This window comes from Gammaproteobacteria bacterium (genome assembly GCA_013151035.1).
GTDB lineage: Bacteria > Pseudomonadota > Gammaproteobacteria > JAADJB01 > JAADJB01 > JAADJB01.
The window spans coordinates 41884-63216 of sequence record JAADJB010000020.1; the positions used below are offsets into that span (position 1 = coordinate 41884).

Genomic DNA, 21333 nt, shown 5'->3' on the forward strand with positions numbered 1-21333 from the left:
CTACCGGTTATTTTTCACAGCGATGAGTGATAGATTCAGCAATTGATTGCGGCCTTTAATTGTTCCATCCTTGCTTGATATCATATAACGTCCGGGGATATTAAACTGCCTTTTATTATTATCCAATACTATCTTTTTCGCCACCAGGCGATAGTCCGGCTGTTCAATTGTCACCATCTGCATCGCAGTTTGTTGACTGCGCAGATCCAGGTTTGCTGTCTTTGCCTGTATTACAAGATCGGGGGTATCGCTTTGATGGATATTAATCGTCAAACCATCAATGCTGGCACTATTGACGATACCTGCCAGTTTGTTTAATAACTGTTTGTCCAATACCAGTTGGTGCAGAGCTAAAAAGGGATCAGGGGTATCCGCTGATCTATCCTGATGAATATAGATGTCCAGCACCACATCCTTGAGTTGCGCCTCCAGCACCCGATTAATATTAAACACCAGATACTTCTTTGGTCGCATTAAAAAAGAGCCCGCCTCAATCCTTGAGGAGACTCTTTTATCGTATTGTATGGATTCAATATATCGTAACTGCAAGCGAAGCTGCGGGTTTACCTGAACCGGCATATCAACTGATTCGTTAGCACCCTCCCGCAAATAAAACCCGGCAACCAGAACACCCAATATCAACAAGACCAATAATAGCCCCTGCAACCGCTGCCGAGCCACCATCAAACCCTACCAGTTCGAAGCCTGGGTCGTAAGCTGAATACCATTGACTACGCTACCAGATCCATTCTCATCAGCATAGGCATCAATCAACAGGAAGTCACCCATACCGGCCCATAAAGAACCGCCTGCAGGGGAATTAGGATTCAGTGCATCCACAACCGAACTCATTAAAGAGGAACTCCAGTCAAAATACTGCCCCCAGATAACACCCACAAACGGATCAACGTAACAATTCGAAAGTGCTATGCTACAACTGTATTCCAGCACATCGAAAATGGCCTCCATATCACCAATATAACCTCCGTTATCCACCACCTTGATCAAGTAATGCTTATAGGCTCCACTAAAGACTGTTGTGGTATTGGTTGATTCAGCAACACCCAGCGAGGTAAAACCATTCGCCTCAGGATCAGCGGCAATGACAATATATTCACCCTCGGTTAAACTGGAAATATCGTTTCTATCGGTGCCGAACACCTCATACAAATTGCTCTGAAAGATATCTGCGGTGCTATTATTATCTCGATCTCGATCCAGTACATCGGCAGGAGCTTGCCCCTCCAGTTGCACCAATAAACCACCGAGGTCACTATTGCCCGGCAGGAAACCTGTCATATTATCACCAGCAAAGGCAGGTAGAACATCGGCTCTGATATCCACACTATCCAGCTTGGTTAGATCCAACTTGTCATCATCCGAAGGATCATTCAGATCATTATCATTGGATATACAAACTGCGCCCAAACATGCCAGCAGATCATCCGCAGTGGTAATCGCATGCGCAATCTCTAGCGCATCCATTATGATCAGATCATTCGCCTGGTCATCACTCTCACCCTGAATAGCTAATGCGGCTGCCTTACTATCATTCATTGCTGCAATAAAGTAATCACGCATCATCGAGTTTTCATACCCTGGCAAGCGGGTTAATGCAGAGGGATAAGCGGCTAAAAATGCCTGCGTAGTAATGGGATTATTATGCAAATCATCAATATCCGCCGCTGCCATATCATGTGCCAGAATACTCATAAGCAGATTAGCCAGCCCCGCATTCATTGATGAACGCAGGAATAATACATCACCATAATCCGATTCAAGATTAACATCGGTGTGTGTATTATTCGGATTACGTAGCGATGTCCAGCTCATGTTGAAACTAGTGGAGATGGCATCCAGGTTGGCAACAGCACCCACCAGTTCCGGTTTTAATGTGTTGGTCAAAAAGTCCTGCACATCGCTTGCTGTAGGTGAACCCACAGGATAGACATTAGGGCTTGAACCACCCGTATCACTCACACAGGTCATACTGGAATTCGTTTCATGCAGCGGCGCATCCGCACTACAACCAAAGCCATTAAGCAGGTCTGCAATATTAGTCAAGGGGTTGCCGGTCAATACACCCACATTAGAGTCTACCGCCATAACACGACTAAAAGCATACATGAAGTTTGCCATATCCCGTTCATTATCGACCACAGGCTGCCCAACATTCGGGCCATAATTAATCCTTGATAGAGCGGCCCGGCACTGGTCAGCCGCCAATAAATAATCACCTGTTGATATATCCTCCTGACACAGACCAAGGGAACCCACCATAACTTCCTGGGTTTCTGTTGTCTCATTGCCGGATGCATCGGTTGCCATCCAGGTGACGGTGGTCAAACCCAATGGAAATTCTGAGTTTAAAGGTATATCTGTTGTCTCTGCAACCACTCCGGTATCGACATCATCATCGGCATAGACTGCACTCAGATCAACATAGGTTTTTACATCCTGTGCCTCAATCGAGATATCAGAAAAAGCCAGTATCACCGGTGGGATAGTATCCACCAGGGTCACCAACTGGGCCTTGATTGAGCTATGAGTATTGGCATCGGTTGCCGTCCAGATAACGGTGGTATCACCTAACGGGAAATCGGTAGGAGCATTACTGGTAACCGTTACCACAAAGGCATCGGTTGCCGCTGGTGGAGTCAAGACGAGGGGCGTATCAGGCCCGGTCGCCTCCTCAATAATATCATCCAGTGGCAGGACTTCGGTAAACACAGGATCCGTCGTATCCTGCAGGGTAACCAGCTGGGTTATGGTTGAATAATTACCATTGGCATCGGTTGCTGTCCAGGTTACTGTGGTGTTACCCAATGGAAAACTTGCCGGTGCATTACTGGTGACAGTCAGCGTAAAGATATCGCTTGCTGTTGGCGGAGTCAGGGTGAGTGACGTATTAACAGCACTAGCCTCCTCGATGACTGCTGACAATGGCAGATTATCAAATATCGGTGGCAGATTATCCACCATAGAAACCACTTGTGTCGTTGTTGCGCTATTACCCTCCGCATCGCTCGCCGTCCAGGTCACCGTGGTATTACCCACCGGGAAGGCCGCAGGGGCATCACTGCTGATAGAGACCGCACTAGAGTCATCGGTTGCTGTTGGCGAATCTAGAGTTAGAGGTGTAGCCACACCGATAGCTTCCACTATCACAGCAGTTAATGGCAGATTATCAAATACCGGTGCTGTTACATTCGCAGCAACCGTCACCTGAACGAGCCCACTGACCTGTGCCCCATTCAGATCCGCAATGGTCACTAAAAAGGAATCGCTAGCCCCACTCGCTGGGGCAACATAAGTGATCACACCATTAGCAAGGTAACTGTTACCATTCTCCGGCTCACCGACAGACACAACCGTAAATACAGCATTTTCATCCGCATTAACAATGGTCAGATCAGCCACAGCAATGTCCACACTCTGAGAGGTGGGAACAGAGACTGTACCACTCACTCTACCCGGTATCATTACAAAACGAGGATAACCATCAGTAGTTGCATCACGTCCATCCAGATAATCAGAGACACCATCACCATCCGCATCCTGATCATTGGAGTTAGGGAAGCCATCATTATCAATATCGGGTAGTCCGGTAACCGGGTTCAGAAACAGGTCTTCATAATAATCACAAAAACTATCCCCGTCTGTATCAACACAGGGAACCGACGGGTTGTCCATCACTGTTTGCTCGATAGCCGTATCAATATCCACTGCCATCGGTACCGACAATGCTACATCGGCCTGTTCAAGTGCCCCCACACTCAGTGAAGAAACACCCCTGAACAACTGGAAACCATCAGCGTTAAACGCCTCAACAATAAAGGTCAGCGCCACGTTATTAGGCACATTAAGACTAACCTCAGTCTCCTCAACCCTGATTGCATTTTCATTATCGACATCCAGTGTAAAGCGATTACTATTATAGTCGGCATTGATCGAGGCCGAGGTCACACCGGTACCGGTAATATGCAGAGCAACATAACTCAAGCCGGTATTGCTCGCACTTAATAGCACGGCATGGGCATCACTAATCAACTGCGACAACACCATCTGTATCAGCTTATCACGCGTGGATTCAACACGCGCAAATTGATAAGGCAGGGTGACATCATTGGCAGCCACCTGCTGCGGTGCCAGATTAATAGTAACCTGCGTAGTACCCGCCGCACCACCTGAAACACCACCGCCACCACAGGCTGTGAGAGCCAATACCGCAATCAGTGCCAAACATCTTTTCATTATTTTCATCTTCATACCATTTCAAGGGGTCAGAGCTCTTGAAAGCTCAAAACTTTCATACCATTCATATCAATTCCATTCAAGAGCTCTGACCCCTTGAAATTTTCTTATGGCGCAGTGATTGTAGGGATCTCGATGACAATAGGAATCGTTACTGAATTAACGAGAATATCCTCTTGCACATCCTGTTCATTAACAATGGCATCCTGAGGACTCAGTGTTTCCTCAAGTGGCACAAGATCAAAGGATCGACCCTGTTGACCCAGAGCACCACTCACAGGGGCTTGTGGCTCAAATATAGGCACATCAACACCAGTGCTGCCACCTAGTACCTGATCTGCCTCAGCCTGCTGTAAGGCATCACCGTCATTGGCATCATGTCCTGAATCGCCATCGTCAGCACTATGCCTGCCGCCGGAACCAGAACCACCACTTCTTCTATGCGAAACATCATCCTCAGGTGCAATATGAAGCGGATTCTCAGGTGGGTGTTCGGCATCCACCATAGTGAAGGTATCATGCATCAACAAGACCTCACCCAGTACACCCTCAACCAGACTATGAACCGCTACAACCCCCTCAAAACTACGCACCAGGGTTTCACCATCATGAACCACCAACACTTCAAAATCGGTACCACGCACACCGGCAACAGCCACTGAGGTATGAATCTCATAGTGTGAATTAGCGGATAGTTTTTTACCAATGACTGAACGTAGACGACCTTTGATCAGATCAACCGTGGTCTTGCTGTCATTATTCCTGCCCACCACCATCTCATTAACCTTCAATTCACTGGAAGGCCCTACCTTGAGGATACTGCTATCACTCAACAACAACTTGGCCTGACTACCAACACCAGTAATAATCCGGTCATTCAGATAAATCAAACTCTTGAATGCCAATGGCTGACGTGCATTATTCTCACTACGCACCACATCAACAGCGCCAATCACAGAGACTACTCGTGCCACTTGATCCTTTGCCCAGGTGACACTACTCAATAGCACCAACACTGCACACAAAAGCGTTCTTAACCCCTGTTGTCTTATCATGGCTGCCACCTCAATGTTCCAAATATTGTACGTCTGTTATAGTCATTCGCGGTCTGGTTGGATGGGTTCCAGGTATAACTCGCCAGCACCTCAAACTCCAGATCTTTTGCCACCGGCATAGTCACACCCAGACTCAGATCACGACGTTTATCGATACGCCCAAGCGGGGAATCATAGTAATCCTTACGTTCAATAGAAGCGCGTGCATTCATCCGTATCTTGCGCCACAAACGTTGGGCACCAATCTCAGCATTCACCACCTTGTAGGCAACCGTTGCATCACCGCTACCCTCATCCTGCCACTTGCCACCGAGGTAAACCCTGTTCTGCTGGTTAGCTTCATTAATCCAGTAATGGCGATAATGCACTATCTTGACCTTACCATCACGATTACCCGTGCCAGTACCGGTATTCAGATAATTATTGTTACGCCAAGTCAAACGCAACATAGACAGGCGTGAACCCTCATGGGATTGAATAAAATAAGGGTTAATGGTATTGGTCAACAGGTAATTATTGCCACCCAGCAAGGACTTGCTCATCTGGTAGGTCACACCCACGGAACCCGATGCCAGGCGACGACGCAAATCCAGTGAGAGCGCATGATTTTGTACATCATAGATATCCAGATCCTGATGCAAACTCTGGAATAAACGATAACCGGCACTCAGGGCATATTGCTGATTATCAAACAGGCGGTAATTGGCCGCCAGACCCAATTGAGTCCGCACATCATCACCCTTACCAATAGTGCCTACCGTTGGTTTATCCGGATCCGGGAACAGACCAACATTACTGTCATAGCCCCAGCCCAGGCTCACATTTACCTTAAAACGACGACTATCCTTCGCTGAGCCAATACGCGCCAACAACTCACGTGAGGGATTGACATAAACCGAGTCAGGATAACGATTAACTGCCATCTCCAATACTTGCCGTGCCTCGCTATTACGCTGCAAATTAACCAGGGATTGACCCCGTAGATAACTGGCAACACCACCAAACTCATCACTCAAACGAGCCGCCACCTGCAATGGTTTGAGACTCTCCTGATAATGCTTGTTCTGATAATAGACCAGACCCAGATAATAATTACTGGCAGCATGATTAGGCTGCCCATCAACCGCCGCCTGCAAGGCAAGCTGAGCCTGATCAAGCTGCTCGGCACGGTAATAGGCAAAACCCAGCTCGAACAATAGATCCTTATAAGGCAAATTATAAGCACTTGCCAGCTTCAGATCCTCTGCTGCTGCCTGATAACGCCCCAAACGCGAAAGGGTTACACCACGATAATAGCGTGCATGCCCGTCACTGGCATCATCCTGCACCGCCAGATTGAGCATTTTCAAGGCGTCGTCATACGCCTTGTCAGAGAAGGAGAATAAGGCCTGGGTTCGGTACATCTCAGAGACCGTGGAGGCTCCGACAGAATTCATAAAAAATAGCGATAACAGGCACAGGCTGATCACCCGAAGATTGACAAGCATATCCACACGTCCTCAATAGCAGAAAATTATAATAATTATTCAGGAGAGGATTATCACCACTAGCGCGTAAAATTGCAAATCACAATGGTGCGTGGTACGCACCCTACCAAAAATCGCCCCAACCGTGGTGCGTGGTACGCACCCTACCACAAACCACCATTCCAATCGGTAGGGTGCGCGTACCACGCACCACAAACCCTATGGCGTGATATAAGTAATCACTGCAGTGGCATAGACACTACCATTCGGGCCATCGGCAACATAGGTTATCGTGGCGGAATCACCCGCCACCAAACCTGCTGGAATAGTTACCACAGATGTCGCCTGGCCGCTGACATCGGTTGCAGGCAAGGTCAGCGCGATCAGATCAGGCCAGATACCCAGACTATTATTACCTGAGCTATACTCAATGAAGGTCGTCATGATGGTGCCGACAATCGGATTACCCAACTCATCCCGTAAGGTTAAGGTCACATCAGTATCTCCTGCCGCCGTAATCTGACTAAGATTCGCTACCAAACTACCACCGGTATAACAGGTGTTACCGGTACCAAAGAGACTTGGATTACCCGGTGGTGGAGACGTCTTGACATTAACATCCGTGTTCAGAATGGGCAAAATAAACTCAATACGATCACGTGACTCACTACCCACACCACCCACTGTTGCAGTTAGTTCAATCTGAACCCAACCCGCGTAGTCTTTAGCATAGATCAATGGAATATTGGCAAAACCATTGGCATCCGTCGTCACCGTCACCGGTACACTAAGAATATTACCCGGTGTCAGCACGGCATCAACATTAATATCCTCACCCGCATCAAGCAGACCATTGCGATCAATATCTTCTGATAGACAGCTTAAATTTTTAGCACCTGTTGCACCCGGTATGGTAAACACTGGTACCCATAGCTCAGCCGCCGCATCCCATACCCTATAACCTTTATCATAGAAAGTCGGGATGGCAGAGATAGTCACCTGTACATTGGGTACAGGGTTACCTGCCACACTAGTAACCAGTGCCTCATAATCCTTTTGATACAGGGTATTACTCAACGCCTCCATCAAGTTGCCGGTTGCCAGGCGCACAAATAATGCCTGTTCTGTTACTGTGAGATAAACCGTATCCGTGACCAGGGGCAGACCCTGTGCTACGGCATTAATCACCACACCATTCAATGCCGTAGCACCCGCGCCTGAGGTAAAGGTGGTCGATGCCTGACCAACACTATTGGTGGTTGCAGTCGCATTACTCAGACTACCCTGACTAATATCCACCAATTCAAATCGAACCACCTGATTCTTAACCAGGTTATCATTTATATCACGCACAATGGCAGTAATAATTGCCTGCTGGGTTCCACTCTGATTACCATTATTGGGGGCTACCGTTGATATATCGGTCTGCAAATCAAGCCTGACTGGCGCAATCGCAATAAACTCAATATCCACACTAGTGGTCGGCCCGCCATTATCCACATAGGCTGTAATCAGCGATGGCCCGGCATTGGTCGAGGATATGTTTATTGAGGCATCACCACTGGCATCCGTCACCGCAGTTGATGCCAACAAGGTGCCTCGGGTAGCACTGAAGTTTACTGTTTGCCCTGCTTGTGCAATACCATTACTCAGCCAACGTACAGTGACTATCTCATTAGCACCCAAATCAACCTCGGTGGCTGAGGCAGGTGTTAACACCTGAAAACTATCACTGGAAACAGCAATGGTATAAACAGCCGATACAGTCGCCACACCCAAGCTATTATCCATACTGGTAATCGTCAGGCTATCATTACCACTAGCCACATCCGCATTATAGGTTGCCAACACCTGACCGGCGGCATCCGTTACCAGTGTAACGGCTGTCACCGAATTACCCAGTGCCGAGGTAATCACCAAAATTTCTCCCACAATCGGCGCAGCTGTTGAGTCCGTCAGGGTTAAAGTCAAAGGCGTATTACCACTAAATGTCAACGCTGATTCACCATTCACCACAATACCGGTACCGGCAACATCCACAACAATCGCGCTATTCTGGCTACCCGCCGTTGCCGTAACCACTATGCTACGATTCATGGTATCGCCACCCGTGGACAGAATCGCCAGCGCCTGACCGGCGGCATCACTGGTCGCCTGAGTAACCTGAACAGCACCGCTATCAGCCACAAACACCACATCCACACCTTCCAGCAGATTATTGTTACTGTCTTTCACGATAGCAATCAGATCAACGGTATCAGCACCCCCGGTACCCATCTGTGGCACATTGGATAACAGAATAATGCTATCAACCTCGGGCCCTGATACGGTTGCCACCACGCCTACGTTAATGGTCTTGGTAATCCCGCCACCGGTTGCCGTCACCAGGATAGTTCTAACCGTACTATCACCACCGGTTGACAAGGTAGCGGTGGCCTGACCATTCGCATCCGAAGTACCCTGTGTAATCACAACTGCGCCGCTGTCGGCACTAAAACTAACCACCGCACCCTCAACAGCAACACTATTACTATCGGTCAGAATAGCCGTCAGATCAATCGTATCCGCACTACCGGCCTGAATCTGGATGGTACTAGCCTGTAGATTCATTGTATTGACGCTAAGAGCAACATTCACCACAGCCACATCAACGGTTTTATTAACCCCACTAGCGGAGGCTGTTACCGTAATTGTCCTGGGAGTCGAGGCATTTGCCGCAACACCGAGTGTTGCCGTGGCGATACCATTCTCATCAGTAGTCCCCTGCGTGACAGCAACAAAGATGACGTTATCATTCGTCGTATCATCTGCAGCAAAACTAACAACAACGCCCTCAATAGCAATATTATTGGCATCCACTGCCGTTGCTGTCAGGGTCACTGTACCACTACCATTTGCATTCAACTGCGCCGAACTGGTCTGCAACAAGATCGAGTCAATCGTCAGGGGCACGACTACATCCACCACATCCACCGTAATCTGAACAGGCACTAATGTACCGACATCCACTGTTACCGTTATCGTACGCGGTGTCGCATTACCTCCTGGAGTCAAGGTGGCAATCGCATTACCATTACTATCCGAGATAGGCTGATCAATAACAATCGAACCTGTATCCGGTGAAAAACTAACCACCGCACCTTCTATGGCAATACCATTAATATCCGTCAAAAACGCCGTTAATTTCACCTCATCACTGCCATCTGCACTAAGTTGAGCGGCACTAAGCTGCACATTCAGGGTGTTTACCGCAGCGGCAGCAGCGGCACCCACATCGACAACCGCAATATCAATGGTCTGATTGACACCACCTGCTGATGCCGTCACGGTGATCGTACCCGCTAGTGTTGTCAAAGTATCGATACTCAGCGTTACGGCAATCTCACCATTCGTATCAGTCGTCGCGGGATCTCCATTATTATCCACAGGAACGACGACCACACCACCATTATCGGCTGTAAAACTAACCAGCACACCTTGCACAGCAACACCACCTGCCACCACCGGAACAACTGTCAAAGTTAGACTATCACTACCATCAAGGTTCAACTGTGATGCGCCAAGCCTCACAACCAGTGCATCCACAGTTGCACCCGCACCAAGATCCACCACAGTAACCACGGTGGTAACTGTCAACGTACCGACTTTTACTGTTGCCGTAATCGAGCGTAGCGCAGAATTTCCACCCGCATTTAAGGTGGCTATTGCCTTACCCGCACTATCCGAGGTGCCCTGGGTAATAACAACCGAACCACTACTCGCTAAAAAACTAACCTCAGCATTTTCGACAGCCACCCCGTTGATATCCGTTAAAAACGCAGTCAGAGTTACCTCGTCACTGCTATCTGAATTCAATTGTGCAGCACTGGCCTGAACATTCAGGGTCACTACCGTCGTTGCCGGATCAACAACCAAACCGGCAGCAGGCTGATTAAAGGCACCGCCCCCACCGCCACCGCCGCCACAGGCACTCAGCAACAATAAGACAAACAAGACAGATACAGACTGAAAGAATTGACGCATGGTCAACCACTCCTAATTAAAATAAATTCAACTACCAGGACTACTACTGAATGCGTAGCCCTTCCTTAATAATCTTGGGTGTCACGAAGATCAATAACTCTGATTTCTTCTCCGACTTACTATTACTCTTGAACAGGTACCCCAACACCGGTATATCACCTAACAATGGCACCTTGTCAGAACCCACCACATTCTGTTCCTGATAGACACCACCCAACACCACGGTCTCACCGTTACCCACTAGCACCTGGGTAGAGATCGAGTTGGTATTGACACTGGGGACACCGGCATACAGCTCACCGACTGAATCCTTACTCACATCCAGGGTCATGGAGATATGATCATCCGGGGTGATCTGCGGGGTCACCTTCAGGCTCAATACCGCCTTCTTGAAACTCACCGAGGTCGCACCACTGGAAGACGCCTGTTGATAAGGGATTTCAACGCCCTGTTCAACCACGGCCTCTTTCTGATTCGATGTGATCACGCGTGGACTAGATATCAACTCACCACGATTTTCTGCCTGTAATGCCGATATTTCCAGATCCAGCAGATAATCAGCCGCCAGGATACCCAACGAGAAACGCCCGGCAGCACTACTAACCGGCAGATCCACCATCATACGATCCGCCTTATCAGGAATACCTAACGGGAAGGGCTGACCACTGGTCTGAATATTGCTGGCAGCATTCACCATCATACTATCGGTTGCTGTTGATGAACCGGAAATGGTTGTCACCGTATTATTGTTGTTCCTTGCCCCGGTAATACCGAAGCGGGCACCTAGTTCACGAGAAAAATCATTATTCGCAACAACAATACGCGATTCAATCAATACCTGACGAATCGGCACATCCAGGATGACGACCAGCTCCCTGATCTCGGCCAACTTGTCCGAGGTATCTTGCAACAACAAGGTATTGGTACGCTCATCAATGGATACATTGCCACGTTCAGATAACAGCGAATTATCCTTCGCCTTTAACAGGTCGGCAATATCGGCTGCCTTGGCATAATTGATCTGAATAAACTCAGAATAGACCGGTGTCAGATCCTCGATCTGTTGCTGTGCCTCCAGCTCCATCTTCTCACGCACTGCAATCTCTTCACTCGGGGCAACCAGCATGACATTACCCACCTTACGCTGATCCAAGCCCTTGGTCTTGAGGATAATATCCAGCGCCTGATCCCAGGGTACATCCTTGAGGCGCAGGGTCAAACTACCGGTAACGGTATCTGAAACCACGATATTTACGCCGGTAAAATCAGCAATCAACTGCAATACCGAACGCACCTCGATACTTTGAAAGTTTAATGAAAGCTTATCGCCAGTAAAACCAAACTCCTCTCGTTTGCGCGCATCCATCTCGGCGCTGGTTACCTTGCGTACCTCAATAATAAAACGATCATCCGATTGATAGGCGAGATGCTCATAATCACCAATCGCACTGATGACCAGACGCGCCCCGTCCTTACGCACAAAGGCATCTACTTCTTTAACCGGGGTGGCAAAATCAAGCACATCCAAACGCCGCTGCAGATGGCTAGGCAACATAGAACCATGAAAATCAGCAATAATTTTACCGGCACGCTGCGACATATCAATTGGTAAAGAAGGGTCCGACAAGGTCACAATAATCCGCGCTTCGCCCTGTTCACCACGACGAAAATCCACATTCTTGATCCCGGTACGCATGACGGGTCGTTTCTTCACTACACGCCGTTCGGGCTTAGTAGAAAACATCCGATTAAAGACCGACTTAACCACAGAGGGTTTCTCCACCGCCGCCGCTGGCACCACCACTGCCGGTTTCTCATTCTGCATGGTGATAACAATGCGTGTATCTTTAATCTGTAGATCATAGTTAGCAATCTTATCCAGGCTCAAAATAACCCGCGTCTTACCCCCTGCCTCAATCGCAGTGATACTCTTGGCAACACCAATAGATAATGGGCGTGGGCGCTTGTTGATCAATGAACGAGTGTCAGCCAGATCAAACACAATGCGTGCCGGCTGCTTGATAATAAAACTAGCAGGTTTACTCGCAGGGGCCTGACTCAGATTAAGCACAATCTGCGCACGATCATCAGATAACACACCAACATCAATAGATTTCAGGGTATTCATTGCTGCCGCAACGGCAATATTCGTACTGCATAGCCATAGCAGCAAAACACCGACAACGGCGAGCATCCATTGAGCCCTGTTACTTCTAATCACCTGTTCGATCCGGGGCGATACAATCATTTTTTTATCTCCATCATAATCCTATTCTGCCAGGGTTATGGTTGTGTTACTTTTAGACCAGGCACCCATACCATCCGGGATAATCTCTGTCAGTTCGATCTCATATTCACTAATACCAATAATGCGACCATAATTCTGCCCCATATAATTACCCACCCGCAGGCGATTAATGGCATCATCCGGTGCCATAATCAATGCCCACATCACACCATTCTGTTCCAGGGTACCGACCATACGCAGACTATCGAGAGGGAATAACTCCATCGCTTCACGGGAACGATCCGGATCCGGGGCAACACCGCTCTTATCCCCCGCCGCGTTCGATTGCACATCCGATAACTCCGGCGCAATAAAAGGGTTACGCAGTTCAGCCGACTGATACAGGTAGGTTTCATAGGGGGTAAATTCCGGTAATGGCTTTATCTTGGGCCGCTGCCGCGCCTCAACATCCGCAACATACTGATCAAGATCATGAAAATTCGCATCATCGCTGCAGGCCGTCAAGCCGAGTATCAACAAGGGTATTGTGTATCGTAGCAATCTCATTCCTCGTTACCCAACTCATTCTCATCCAGATAACGATAAGTCTTGGCAATCATTTCCATGGATAACAAGCTACCATCTGCACTATCACCAATCGGTTTAATAATGATATCATGCACCGTCACAATACGCGGTAAAGCGGCCACCCCGCTAACAAACTCGCCAAACTCATGATAACCACCTAACACTTTGATACGAATCGGTAATTCCGCATAAAAATCCTTTGGAAGCTCTTCCATAGGGCGAAACAACTCAAATTCCAGACCACTCACCAGACCGGTCTGCGAGACATCAACCAGCAGGTCAGCCACCTCGGTCTTGTCTGGCAATTGACGCAACATCGCACCAAAAGACTTTCTCATCTCTGCCAGCTGTTTTTTATAGGCATCCAGATTAGCCGCCAGCACACTACGGCTCTCAAAGATCATCTTGAGCTCACCTTCACGCTGCTCCTGCTGCTGCAGTTCGACCAGTTGATCCTTGGTATCAAACCAGTAACCCAGCCCCAGCACCAAAGATATAATCAATACCACCACCACGATACGCACCGGCAATGGCCAGGCGCTGACATCGCTAAAATCAAGTTCGTTGAGTTCTGCCAGATCCATAATTATTCCTCAACACCCGTGTCTTCATGCTTGCCTTCCTGTAACGCATGCAGACTAAACTGCGCGATCCGGTGTCGATTCAACTCTTCTGATTCGATAACATCCAGCACCGGTTTTTTCATCCAGTCAGAACGTTCAATACTCCGCATATAAGCCGATACGCGGGCATTGGATTGCGCCACACCAGACATCTCCAGCCGATCCCTATCCTGCTTAAAGTTAGACAAATGCAGCCCTTCTGGCACCGTAGTGACCAGCTCATCCAGCAGATGTACACTCAACGAACGGCTACCCTGTAGCTCCTGAATAACATTCATACGCGCCAATAACTGCGAGCGCACCTTATTAAGCTCTTGAATTTCTTTAATTTTCTCATCAAGCCTGCTTGTTGCCTGCTCAATATAGGCATTCCGTTGCATCTGCCAATCAATCATGCCGGCAATCTGTATGTGAACCAGCAAAAACACCAGGGCGGTAACAATCGCCGCACCACCCGAGATAACCACAAACGCACGTTTCTTTTCATTGCGTAACTCTTCACGCCAAGGCAGTAAATTGATATAGGCCATTAACGCGTTCCTCTTAGCGCCAAACCACAGGCAATCATCATTGCCGGCGCATCTTTCGCCAGTGCCTGGGCATTCACCTTGGGTGCAAGAGTCATGTTACTGAAGGGGTTAGCAATAATTGTTTCAATCTCTATGGTGTCCTGTACTAATTCCTGAATTCCGGGCAATGAAACACCACCACCTGCCAGCACAATACGATCAACACTATTATAATTGGTCGAGGAATAAAAAAACTGTAACGAACGGCTCACCTGCTGTGCCAGCGCCTTCTTGAAAGGATTCAATACTTCCTCTTCATAAGTCTCCGGCAGCCCGCCTTGACGTTTCGCCATACCGGCCTCTTCATAGGACATACCATAACGACGCATAATCTCTTCAGTCAGCTGCTTACCACCAAAGACCTGATCCCGGGTATAGACAATTTTATTGTCATGCAATACGTTTAATGTGGTCATAGTCGCACCCACATCGACCATGGCAATCGTCATACCCTTACCACGATCAGGGAAATGTTCCGCAATCAGGGAAAAGGCATTTTCCATCGCATAGGCCTCGATATCTACAATCTTAGCGATTAATTCGGCCGACTCGACTACCGCTGCGCGCATATCAACATTTTCACTACGTGAGGCAGCCAACAGCACATCAACAGATTCAGGATCATCCGCAGTCGGGCCCTGCACCTCAAAATCAATGCTCACTTCTTCAATGGGATAAGGAATATATTGATCCGCCTCAAGTTCGATCTGCATCTCCATCTCACGATCTGACAGTGCGGCGGGCATGGTAATAATTTTGGTAATCACCGAAGAACCTGCCACAGCAACCGCCACCAGGGTGGCCTTGGTGCCCGAACGTTTCACCGCATGCGCAATCGATTCACCAACGGCATCAATGTCGTTAATGTTCATTTCAACCACGGCATTAGGGGGCAGGGGATCGACCGCGTAACTTTCTACCCGGTAACGTGAACCATTGAAGCTTAATTCCAGCAACTTGACGGTCGTTGAACTAATATCAATTCCCAGAATCGCCTGCTTCTTTCTTTTTATCAGATCAGATAACTGCAATCTTTTTTCCTTTGTTTATCAATACGGTTGCGCCGCAAAGATACTGTTGAGTATTAAATGTTATGCGTCAGCTTTTGTCAACAACATGTTTAATATACCTGCCGCAACAAAGTAACCCGACAGACAGGTCTTATTCTATGACATTCATCACAGTCTCACGCTATACTAGAGCCTCATCAAAACCAACCCCCACAACACAGTAGCCAATGAAGCCAAAAAGATCCCGCAAACGCATTCTCTGGCTCGTAATATTTATCCTTTTGACTACCGGTCTAACCATTGCCAGCATACAGGGCTATCGCACCCTTGCCCAGCAACTCCCGTCTATTCAGCAACTGCGCGATATTCGACTACAAATTCCACTGCGTGTCTACACCCGTGACCACAAACTACTGGCTGAATTTGGCGAAAAAAAACGTACCCCAGTCACCTATAATGAACTACCCCCCTTATTGATTAAGGCCTTTCTTGCCGCTGAAGACAGCCGTTTCTTTATCCACCCCGGGGTCGACTACCAGGGTATATTAAGGGCATTGTTTGAGCTCATTCGTACCGGTGAAAAACGTCAGGGTGGCAGCACTATTACCATGCAAGTCGCACGTAATTTCTTTCTCAGTCGGGAAAAGACTTATCTGCGTAAGGCCACCGAGATATTATTGGCACTGCGCATGGAGCGTGAATTAAGCAAACAACAAATTCTTGAACTCTATCTCAACAAGATCTACCTCGGCCATCGATCCTATGGCGTTATTGCTGCCGCACAAACCTACTACAATCTGCCGCTAAAGGAACTGGATATTGCCCAAATGGCCATGATTGCCGGCCTGCCCAAGGCACCTTCAAGCTACAACCCGGTCACTAACGCGAGTCGCGCCTTGCTACGCAGAAACTATGTCCTGCGACGGATGCATAAACTCAACTATATCAATGATGATGTATACGACACGGCACTGCATACAGCCGATGAGGCCAGCCTTTATCGCCCTTCAATGGAAGTAGATGCACCCTATATCGCTGAGATGGTACGTGCTGAGATGCTGAAACGCTATGGCAGTGATACCTATACGGCAGGCTATACCGTATACACTACCATTGATAGCCAAAAACAGAAGGCGGCCAATATGGTGGTACGCAAGAATCTGCTGGAATATGAATATCGACATGGTTATCGTGGCCCGGAAGCGCATATTGAATGGGATAGAGACAGCTCAAAAGCCAGCCTCGAAAAAATACTAAAACCCTGGTCAAATAATGCCGGGTTACGCCCTGCCCTGGTAACCGAGGTCAATGAAAAAAACATTCACGTCATCACCCGGGAGGGTCAGCAACAAACCATAGAATGGGATGGACTCTCCTGGGCACGCCGCTATATCAAACTAAACCAACGAGGCAATAAACCGGAACAAGCCGGGCAAATCGTTCAAGAGGGTGATATCGTCCTGATTGAAAACATCACCTCACCGACATGGAAACTAAGCCAGACTCCCAAGGTTGAAGGCGCACTGGTATCACTACGCTCCGATGATGGTGCTATCGAGGCACTGGTTGGCGGATTCAATTTCTATCGTAGTAAGTTTAACCGCGTCACACAGGCTCAACGTCAGCCCGGCTCCAGCTTTAAACCCATACTCTATTCAGCCGCACTGGAAAAAGGCTTCACACCCGCCAGCATCATTAATGATGCACCCGTTGTATTCGATGATCCGGCACTGGAAAGCGCATGGCGACCAGAAAACTATAGCGGGAAATTTTATGGCCCCACACGCATGCGTGAGGCGCTGGTACGTTCCAGAAACCTGGTCTCTATTCGTTTGTTACAGGCCATCGGTATTCGCCACACCATCCAGCATGCGGTAAAGTTTGGCTTCAACAGGAAACAACTCCCCAGAGATTTGTCACTCTCTCTCGGTAGCGCATCGGTCACACCGATGGAGATGGCTCGTGCCTATAGCGTCTTCTCCAATGGTGGCTTTCGTATTGAACCCTATCTTATTGACGAGATCAGGGATGTTCGCCGCAATATTATATACCAGGCACAAGCCCTGCTCGCCTGCGCTCAATGCTTGATTAATGAAGACACCAGCGAGGGTGAAAAAGAACACCTGCTGATGCGACAGGCACCCACCGCCATTAGCCCGCAAAATGCCTACCAGATCACCAGCATGCTGAACGATGTTATCAAACGCGGCACCGGACGGCGTGCACGCGTATTAAAACGGGGTGATTTATCAGGTAAGACCGGCACCACCAATGACCAGCGCGATGCCTGGTTTTGTGGCTTTAACCGAGAATTGGTCACCACCACATGGGTAGGCTTCGATCAGGTACAACCACTGGGCAACTATGAAACCGGCAGCCGTGCAGCCCTGCCCATGTGGATCAACTATATGCGAGTTGCCTTGCAGGACAGTGCGGAATCCACACTGGATATGCCCGCCGACATGGTGACTGTACGTATTGATCCCAAGACTGGCTTACTAGCCTCCAGTGGCCAAAAAGATGCCATCTTCGAGACCTTCCGCAGCGCATATGTGCCCCGCGTCAGTTACGATGATCGCTCGATAAACGTGGATGACAATGGTGATGATGATCCTTTGTTTTAACAATCAATCGCGTTCTGACAGAGGCACATAATCACGCCGTACGGGCCCTTGATAGAACTGGCGCGGGCGACTAATCCGTTGATTGGGATCAGCCATCATCTCCATCCAGTGCGACACCCAGCCCACCGTCCGCGCAATCGCAAACATCACGGTAAACATATTGGTCGGTATACCCAGGGCGCGATAAATAATCCCGGAGTAGAAATCAACATTAGGATAGAGTTTACGCTTGATAAAGTACTCATCCTCCAGCGCAACCTCTTCCAGGCGCATCGCCAGCCCAAACAAGCGATCATCCGAAGCGCCCATTTTCTCCAACACCTGATGACAAACATCACGAATAATTCGCGCCCTTGGATCATAGTTCTTATAGATGCGGTGACCAAAACCCATTAAACGGAAGGGATCATTACTATCCTTGGCACGCGCAATATACTCAGGAATATTACTGACATCGCCAATATCTTCCAGCATATTCAAAACCGCCTCATTAGCGCCACCATGAGCGGGGCCCCAGAGCGATGAAATACCCGCCGCAATACAAGCAAATGGATCTGCGCCCGAGCTACCCGCCTGCCTTACCGTTGCCGTACTGGCATTCTGCTCATGATCGGCATGTAATATAAACAGGACATCCAACGCATGTTCAGCCAAAGGGTCAACCTGATATTCCTCACAGGGCACCGAAAACATCATGTGCAGGAAGTTACCACAATAACTCAGATCATTACGCGGATAGACCAGAGGTAAACCAATGGTATGGCGATAACAAGCGGCTGCAATAGTGGGCATCTTGGCAACTAGACGATAGGCACTAATCTCACGATGGCGTGGATCACTGATATCTGTTGAATCAAAATAAAACGCCGCCAGTGAACCAACAACCCCGACCATAATGGCCATTGGATGCGCATCATGATAAAAGCCCGAGTAAAAGTGATTCACGTTTTCATTCATCATGGTGTGATGCGTCATGATATGAGTAAATTCTTTCAACGCATCGGCATCCGGCAGCTCACCATGCATCAACAGGTGCGCAACTTCCATGAAATTACTTTTCTCAGCTAATTGTTCAATGGGATAACCGCGATATTCCAAAATCCCCTTTTCACCATCAATATAGGTCAGCTTACTGGTGCAATTGGCGGTAGACAAAAAGCCGGGGTCATAACTTAAACAACCCAATTCCTTGTATAGCCCGGTCAGATTAAGCACATCAGGCCCTTGACTAGCCTGTTGAACTTCCATTTCCACAACCTTATCAGTCTCTGAATCGGTTAGAACAATCTTGCGTTCACTCATACTGCATCCCTCACTATACGATTATCTATTTTCATTAACCCGTCATTCCTGCACAGATGACCATTCAGAAGCGATCTTATCGGTAATATTCAGGAAGAGCCAGTCTGGCAACACCGCTATCCACGGCTGCCCGTGCCACCGCGCGCGGGACACAATCTATTAAACGCGCATCCACTGGCTTGGGAATAATATAGTCCTTGCCGAAAGATAGACTATCGACCGTATAGGCCTGTAGCACCTCGACTGGAACAGGTTCATGCGCCAACTCACGCAGGGCATGTACTGCCGCCATCTGCATCTCCAGATTAATACAACGCGCACGCACATCCAGCGCACCACGAAAAATAAAAGGAAAGCCCAGGACATTATTGACCTGATTGGGGTAATCACTACGTCCGGTTGCCATAATCAGATCGGAACGTACCGCATGTGCCTGCTGTGGATGAATCTCCGGATCAGGATTCGACAAGGCAAAAACCACTGGGTTTGCCGCCATCAACTTCAATGTATCCGGACTCAACAGATCCGGCCCGGATACACCAATAAACACATCCGCACCCTTCATTGCATCAGCCAGGCTGCGACGATCCGTATGTACCGCAAACTCCTGCTTGTATTGATTCAGGTCATCACGTCCATCATGGATAACACCCTTGCGATCCACCATAAACAGATTTTCAGGCTTCGCACCCAGCCCCTTTAACAGACGCATAGAGGCAATCCCCGCCGCCCCGGCACCGAGACAAACAATCCGTGCCTCTGCCAGCGTCTTGCCCTGTATCTCCAACGCATTAAGCAAACCCGCCGAGATAATAATGGCAGTCCCATGCTGATCATCATGGAATACCGGAATATCCAGTTTTTCAGATAATATACGTTCAATTTCAAAACAGTGTGGGGCGGCAATATCCTCCAGATTGATACCACCAAAGGTCGTCGCAATGCGCTCTACCGTGCTAATAAAATCTGCCGGATCAGCGGCATCGACTTCAATATCAAAGACATCAATATTGGCAAAACGCTTGAACAGGACGGCCTTACCTTCCATCACCGGCTTACCCGCCAGTGCTCCGACATTACCCAACCCGAGGACGGCAGTACCATCGGTAATCACCGCAACCAGATTACCCTTACCGGTATAACGGTAGGCCTGTTCTGCATCCCCGGCAATCTCGCGCACCGGCTCTGCCACACCCGGCGTATAAGCTAACGCAAGATCCTGCTGGGTCTCACAGGGCTTGGTTAACTCGGTAGCAATCTTGCCTGGGCGCGGGAATTCATGGTAATCCAACGCCGCCTGTCGGGAGATATCCAATGTTGAGCCTTTTTGCATAACATCCTCAATAAAACTTTCTATCACAACGAAACAATTATCATAGCAGATCATTGCTGCCCCGTTAACTCAAGAGATAGGGATTGATCTTCTCTAACCGCTCGATGGGGTCAGAGCCAAAAAACGGGTCTGAGATATGTGTAGGGTGCGCACCGCGCACCAATACCCTGGTGCGTGGTACGCATATATGGTCTCCTCCCAGTTTGCAAGACATTGTGAACCTTTAACAGTGACAGGATTGCTTCCATATATCCGGCCT

Annotated in this window: 13 protein-coding genes; 1 reads left to right on the plus strand and 12 read right to left on the minus strand. The window is 48.6% G+C overall.

Annotation, left to right across the window (positions count from 1 at the left end):
• The 10 genes from GXP22_05125 to GXP22_05170 form a co-directional block, all read right to left on the minus strand.
• On the minus strand, positions 1 to 684 hold the full coding sequence (locus tag GXP22_05125) for a hypothetical protein (protein ID NOX08862.1): 684 nt from the start codon (positions 682 to 684) through the stop codon (positions 1 to 3).
• 6 nt (positions 685 to 690) lie between these two features.
• Positions 691 to 4254, minus strand: coding sequence for an HYR domain-containing protein (locus GXP22_05130; GenBank protein ID NOX08863.1), 3564 nt, complete (start codon positions 4252 to 4254; stop codon positions 691 to 693).
• A 107-nt stretch (positions 4255 to 4361) separates the two neighbouring features.
• Positions 4362 to 5309: a FecR domain-containing protein gene (locus tag GXP22_05135; protein ID NOX08864.1), complete on the minus strand. Its 948-nt coding sequence runs from the start codon at positions 5307 to 5309 to the stop codon at positions 4362 to 4364.
• The gene (locus GXP22_05140; GenBank protein ID NOX08865.1) at positions 5306 to 6796 is read right to left on the minus strand and encodes a tetratricopeptide repeat protein; all 1491 of its coding nucleotides are present in this window, start codon (positions 6794 to 6796) and stop codon (positions 5306 to 5308) included. The genes GXP22_05135 and GXP22_05140 overlap by 4 nt, the downstream gene beginning before the upstream one ends.
• 198 nt (positions 6797 to 6994) lie before the next feature.
• Entirely contained in the window at positions 6995 to 10798 is a 3804-nt protein-coding gene (locus GXP22_05145) for a hypothetical protein (protein ID NOX08866.1), read from the minus strand.
• Positions 10799 to 10841: 43 nt separating this feature from the next.
• Complete coding sequence (locus GXP22_05150; GenBank protein NOX08867.1) at positions 10842 to 13046, minus strand: type IV pilus secretin PilQ; 2205 nt, start codon at positions 13044 to 13046, stop codon at positions 10842 to 10844.
• A 21-nt stretch (positions 13047 to 13067) separates the two neighbouring features.
• Positions 13068 to 13586: a pilus assembly protein PilP gene (locus GXP22_05155; protein ID NOX08868.1), complete on the minus strand. Its 519-nt coding sequence runs from the start codon at positions 13584 to 13586 to the stop codon at positions 13068 to 13070.
• Positions 13587 to 13588: 2 nt separating this feature from the next.
• Positions 13589 to 14197 (minus strand): type 4a pilus biogenesis protein PilO, encoded by a 609-nt coding sequence (locus GXP22_05160; GenBank protein NOX08869.1) that lies wholly within the window; start codon positions 14195 to 14197, stop codon positions 13589 to 13591.
• A gap of 2 nt (positions 14198 to 14199) precedes the next feature.
• Positions 14200 to 14766 carry a PilN domain-containing protein gene (locus tag GXP22_05165; GenBank protein NOX08870.1) on the minus strand — a complete coding sequence of 189 codons (567 nt, stop codon included), beginning with the start codon at positions 14764 to 14766 and terminating at the stop codon, positions 14200 to 14202.
• Positions 14766 to 15821 (minus strand): pilus assembly protein PilM, encoded by a 1056-nt coding sequence (locus GXP22_05170; protein ID NOX08871.1) that lies wholly within the window; start codon positions 15819 to 15821, stop codon positions 14766 to 14768. Before GXP22_05170 ends, GXP22_05165 begins: the two co-directional genes overlap by 1 nt.
• A 221-nt stretch (positions 15822 to 16042) precedes the next feature.
• Here GXP22_05170 and GXP22_05175 point away from each other — a divergent pair, with 221 nt between their 5' ends.
• The gene (locus GXP22_05175; GenBank protein ID NOX08872.1) at positions 16043 to 18439 is read left to right on the plus strand and encodes a penicillin-binding protein 1A; all 2397 of its coding nucleotides are present in this window, start codon (positions 16043 to 16045) and stop codon (positions 18437 to 18439) included.
• A gap of 3 nt (positions 18440 to 18442) precedes the next feature.
• On the opposite strand, the gene GXP22_05180 is transcribed toward GXP22_05175, so the two are convergent.
• Both GXP22_05180 and GXP22_05185 read right to left on the minus strand, forming a co-directional pair.
• Positions 18443 to 19741 (minus strand): citrate synthase, encoded by a 1299-nt coding sequence (locus GXP22_05180; protein ID NOX08873.1) that lies wholly within the window; start codon positions 19739 to 19741, stop codon positions 18443 to 18445.
• Positions 19742 to 19817: 76 nt separating this feature from the next.
• Entirely contained in the window at positions 19818 to 21050 is a 1233-nt protein-coding gene (locus tag GXP22_05185; GenBank protein NOX08874.1) for a malate dehydrogenase, read from the minus strand.
• Positions 21051 to 21333 lie beyond the last annotated feature (283 nt).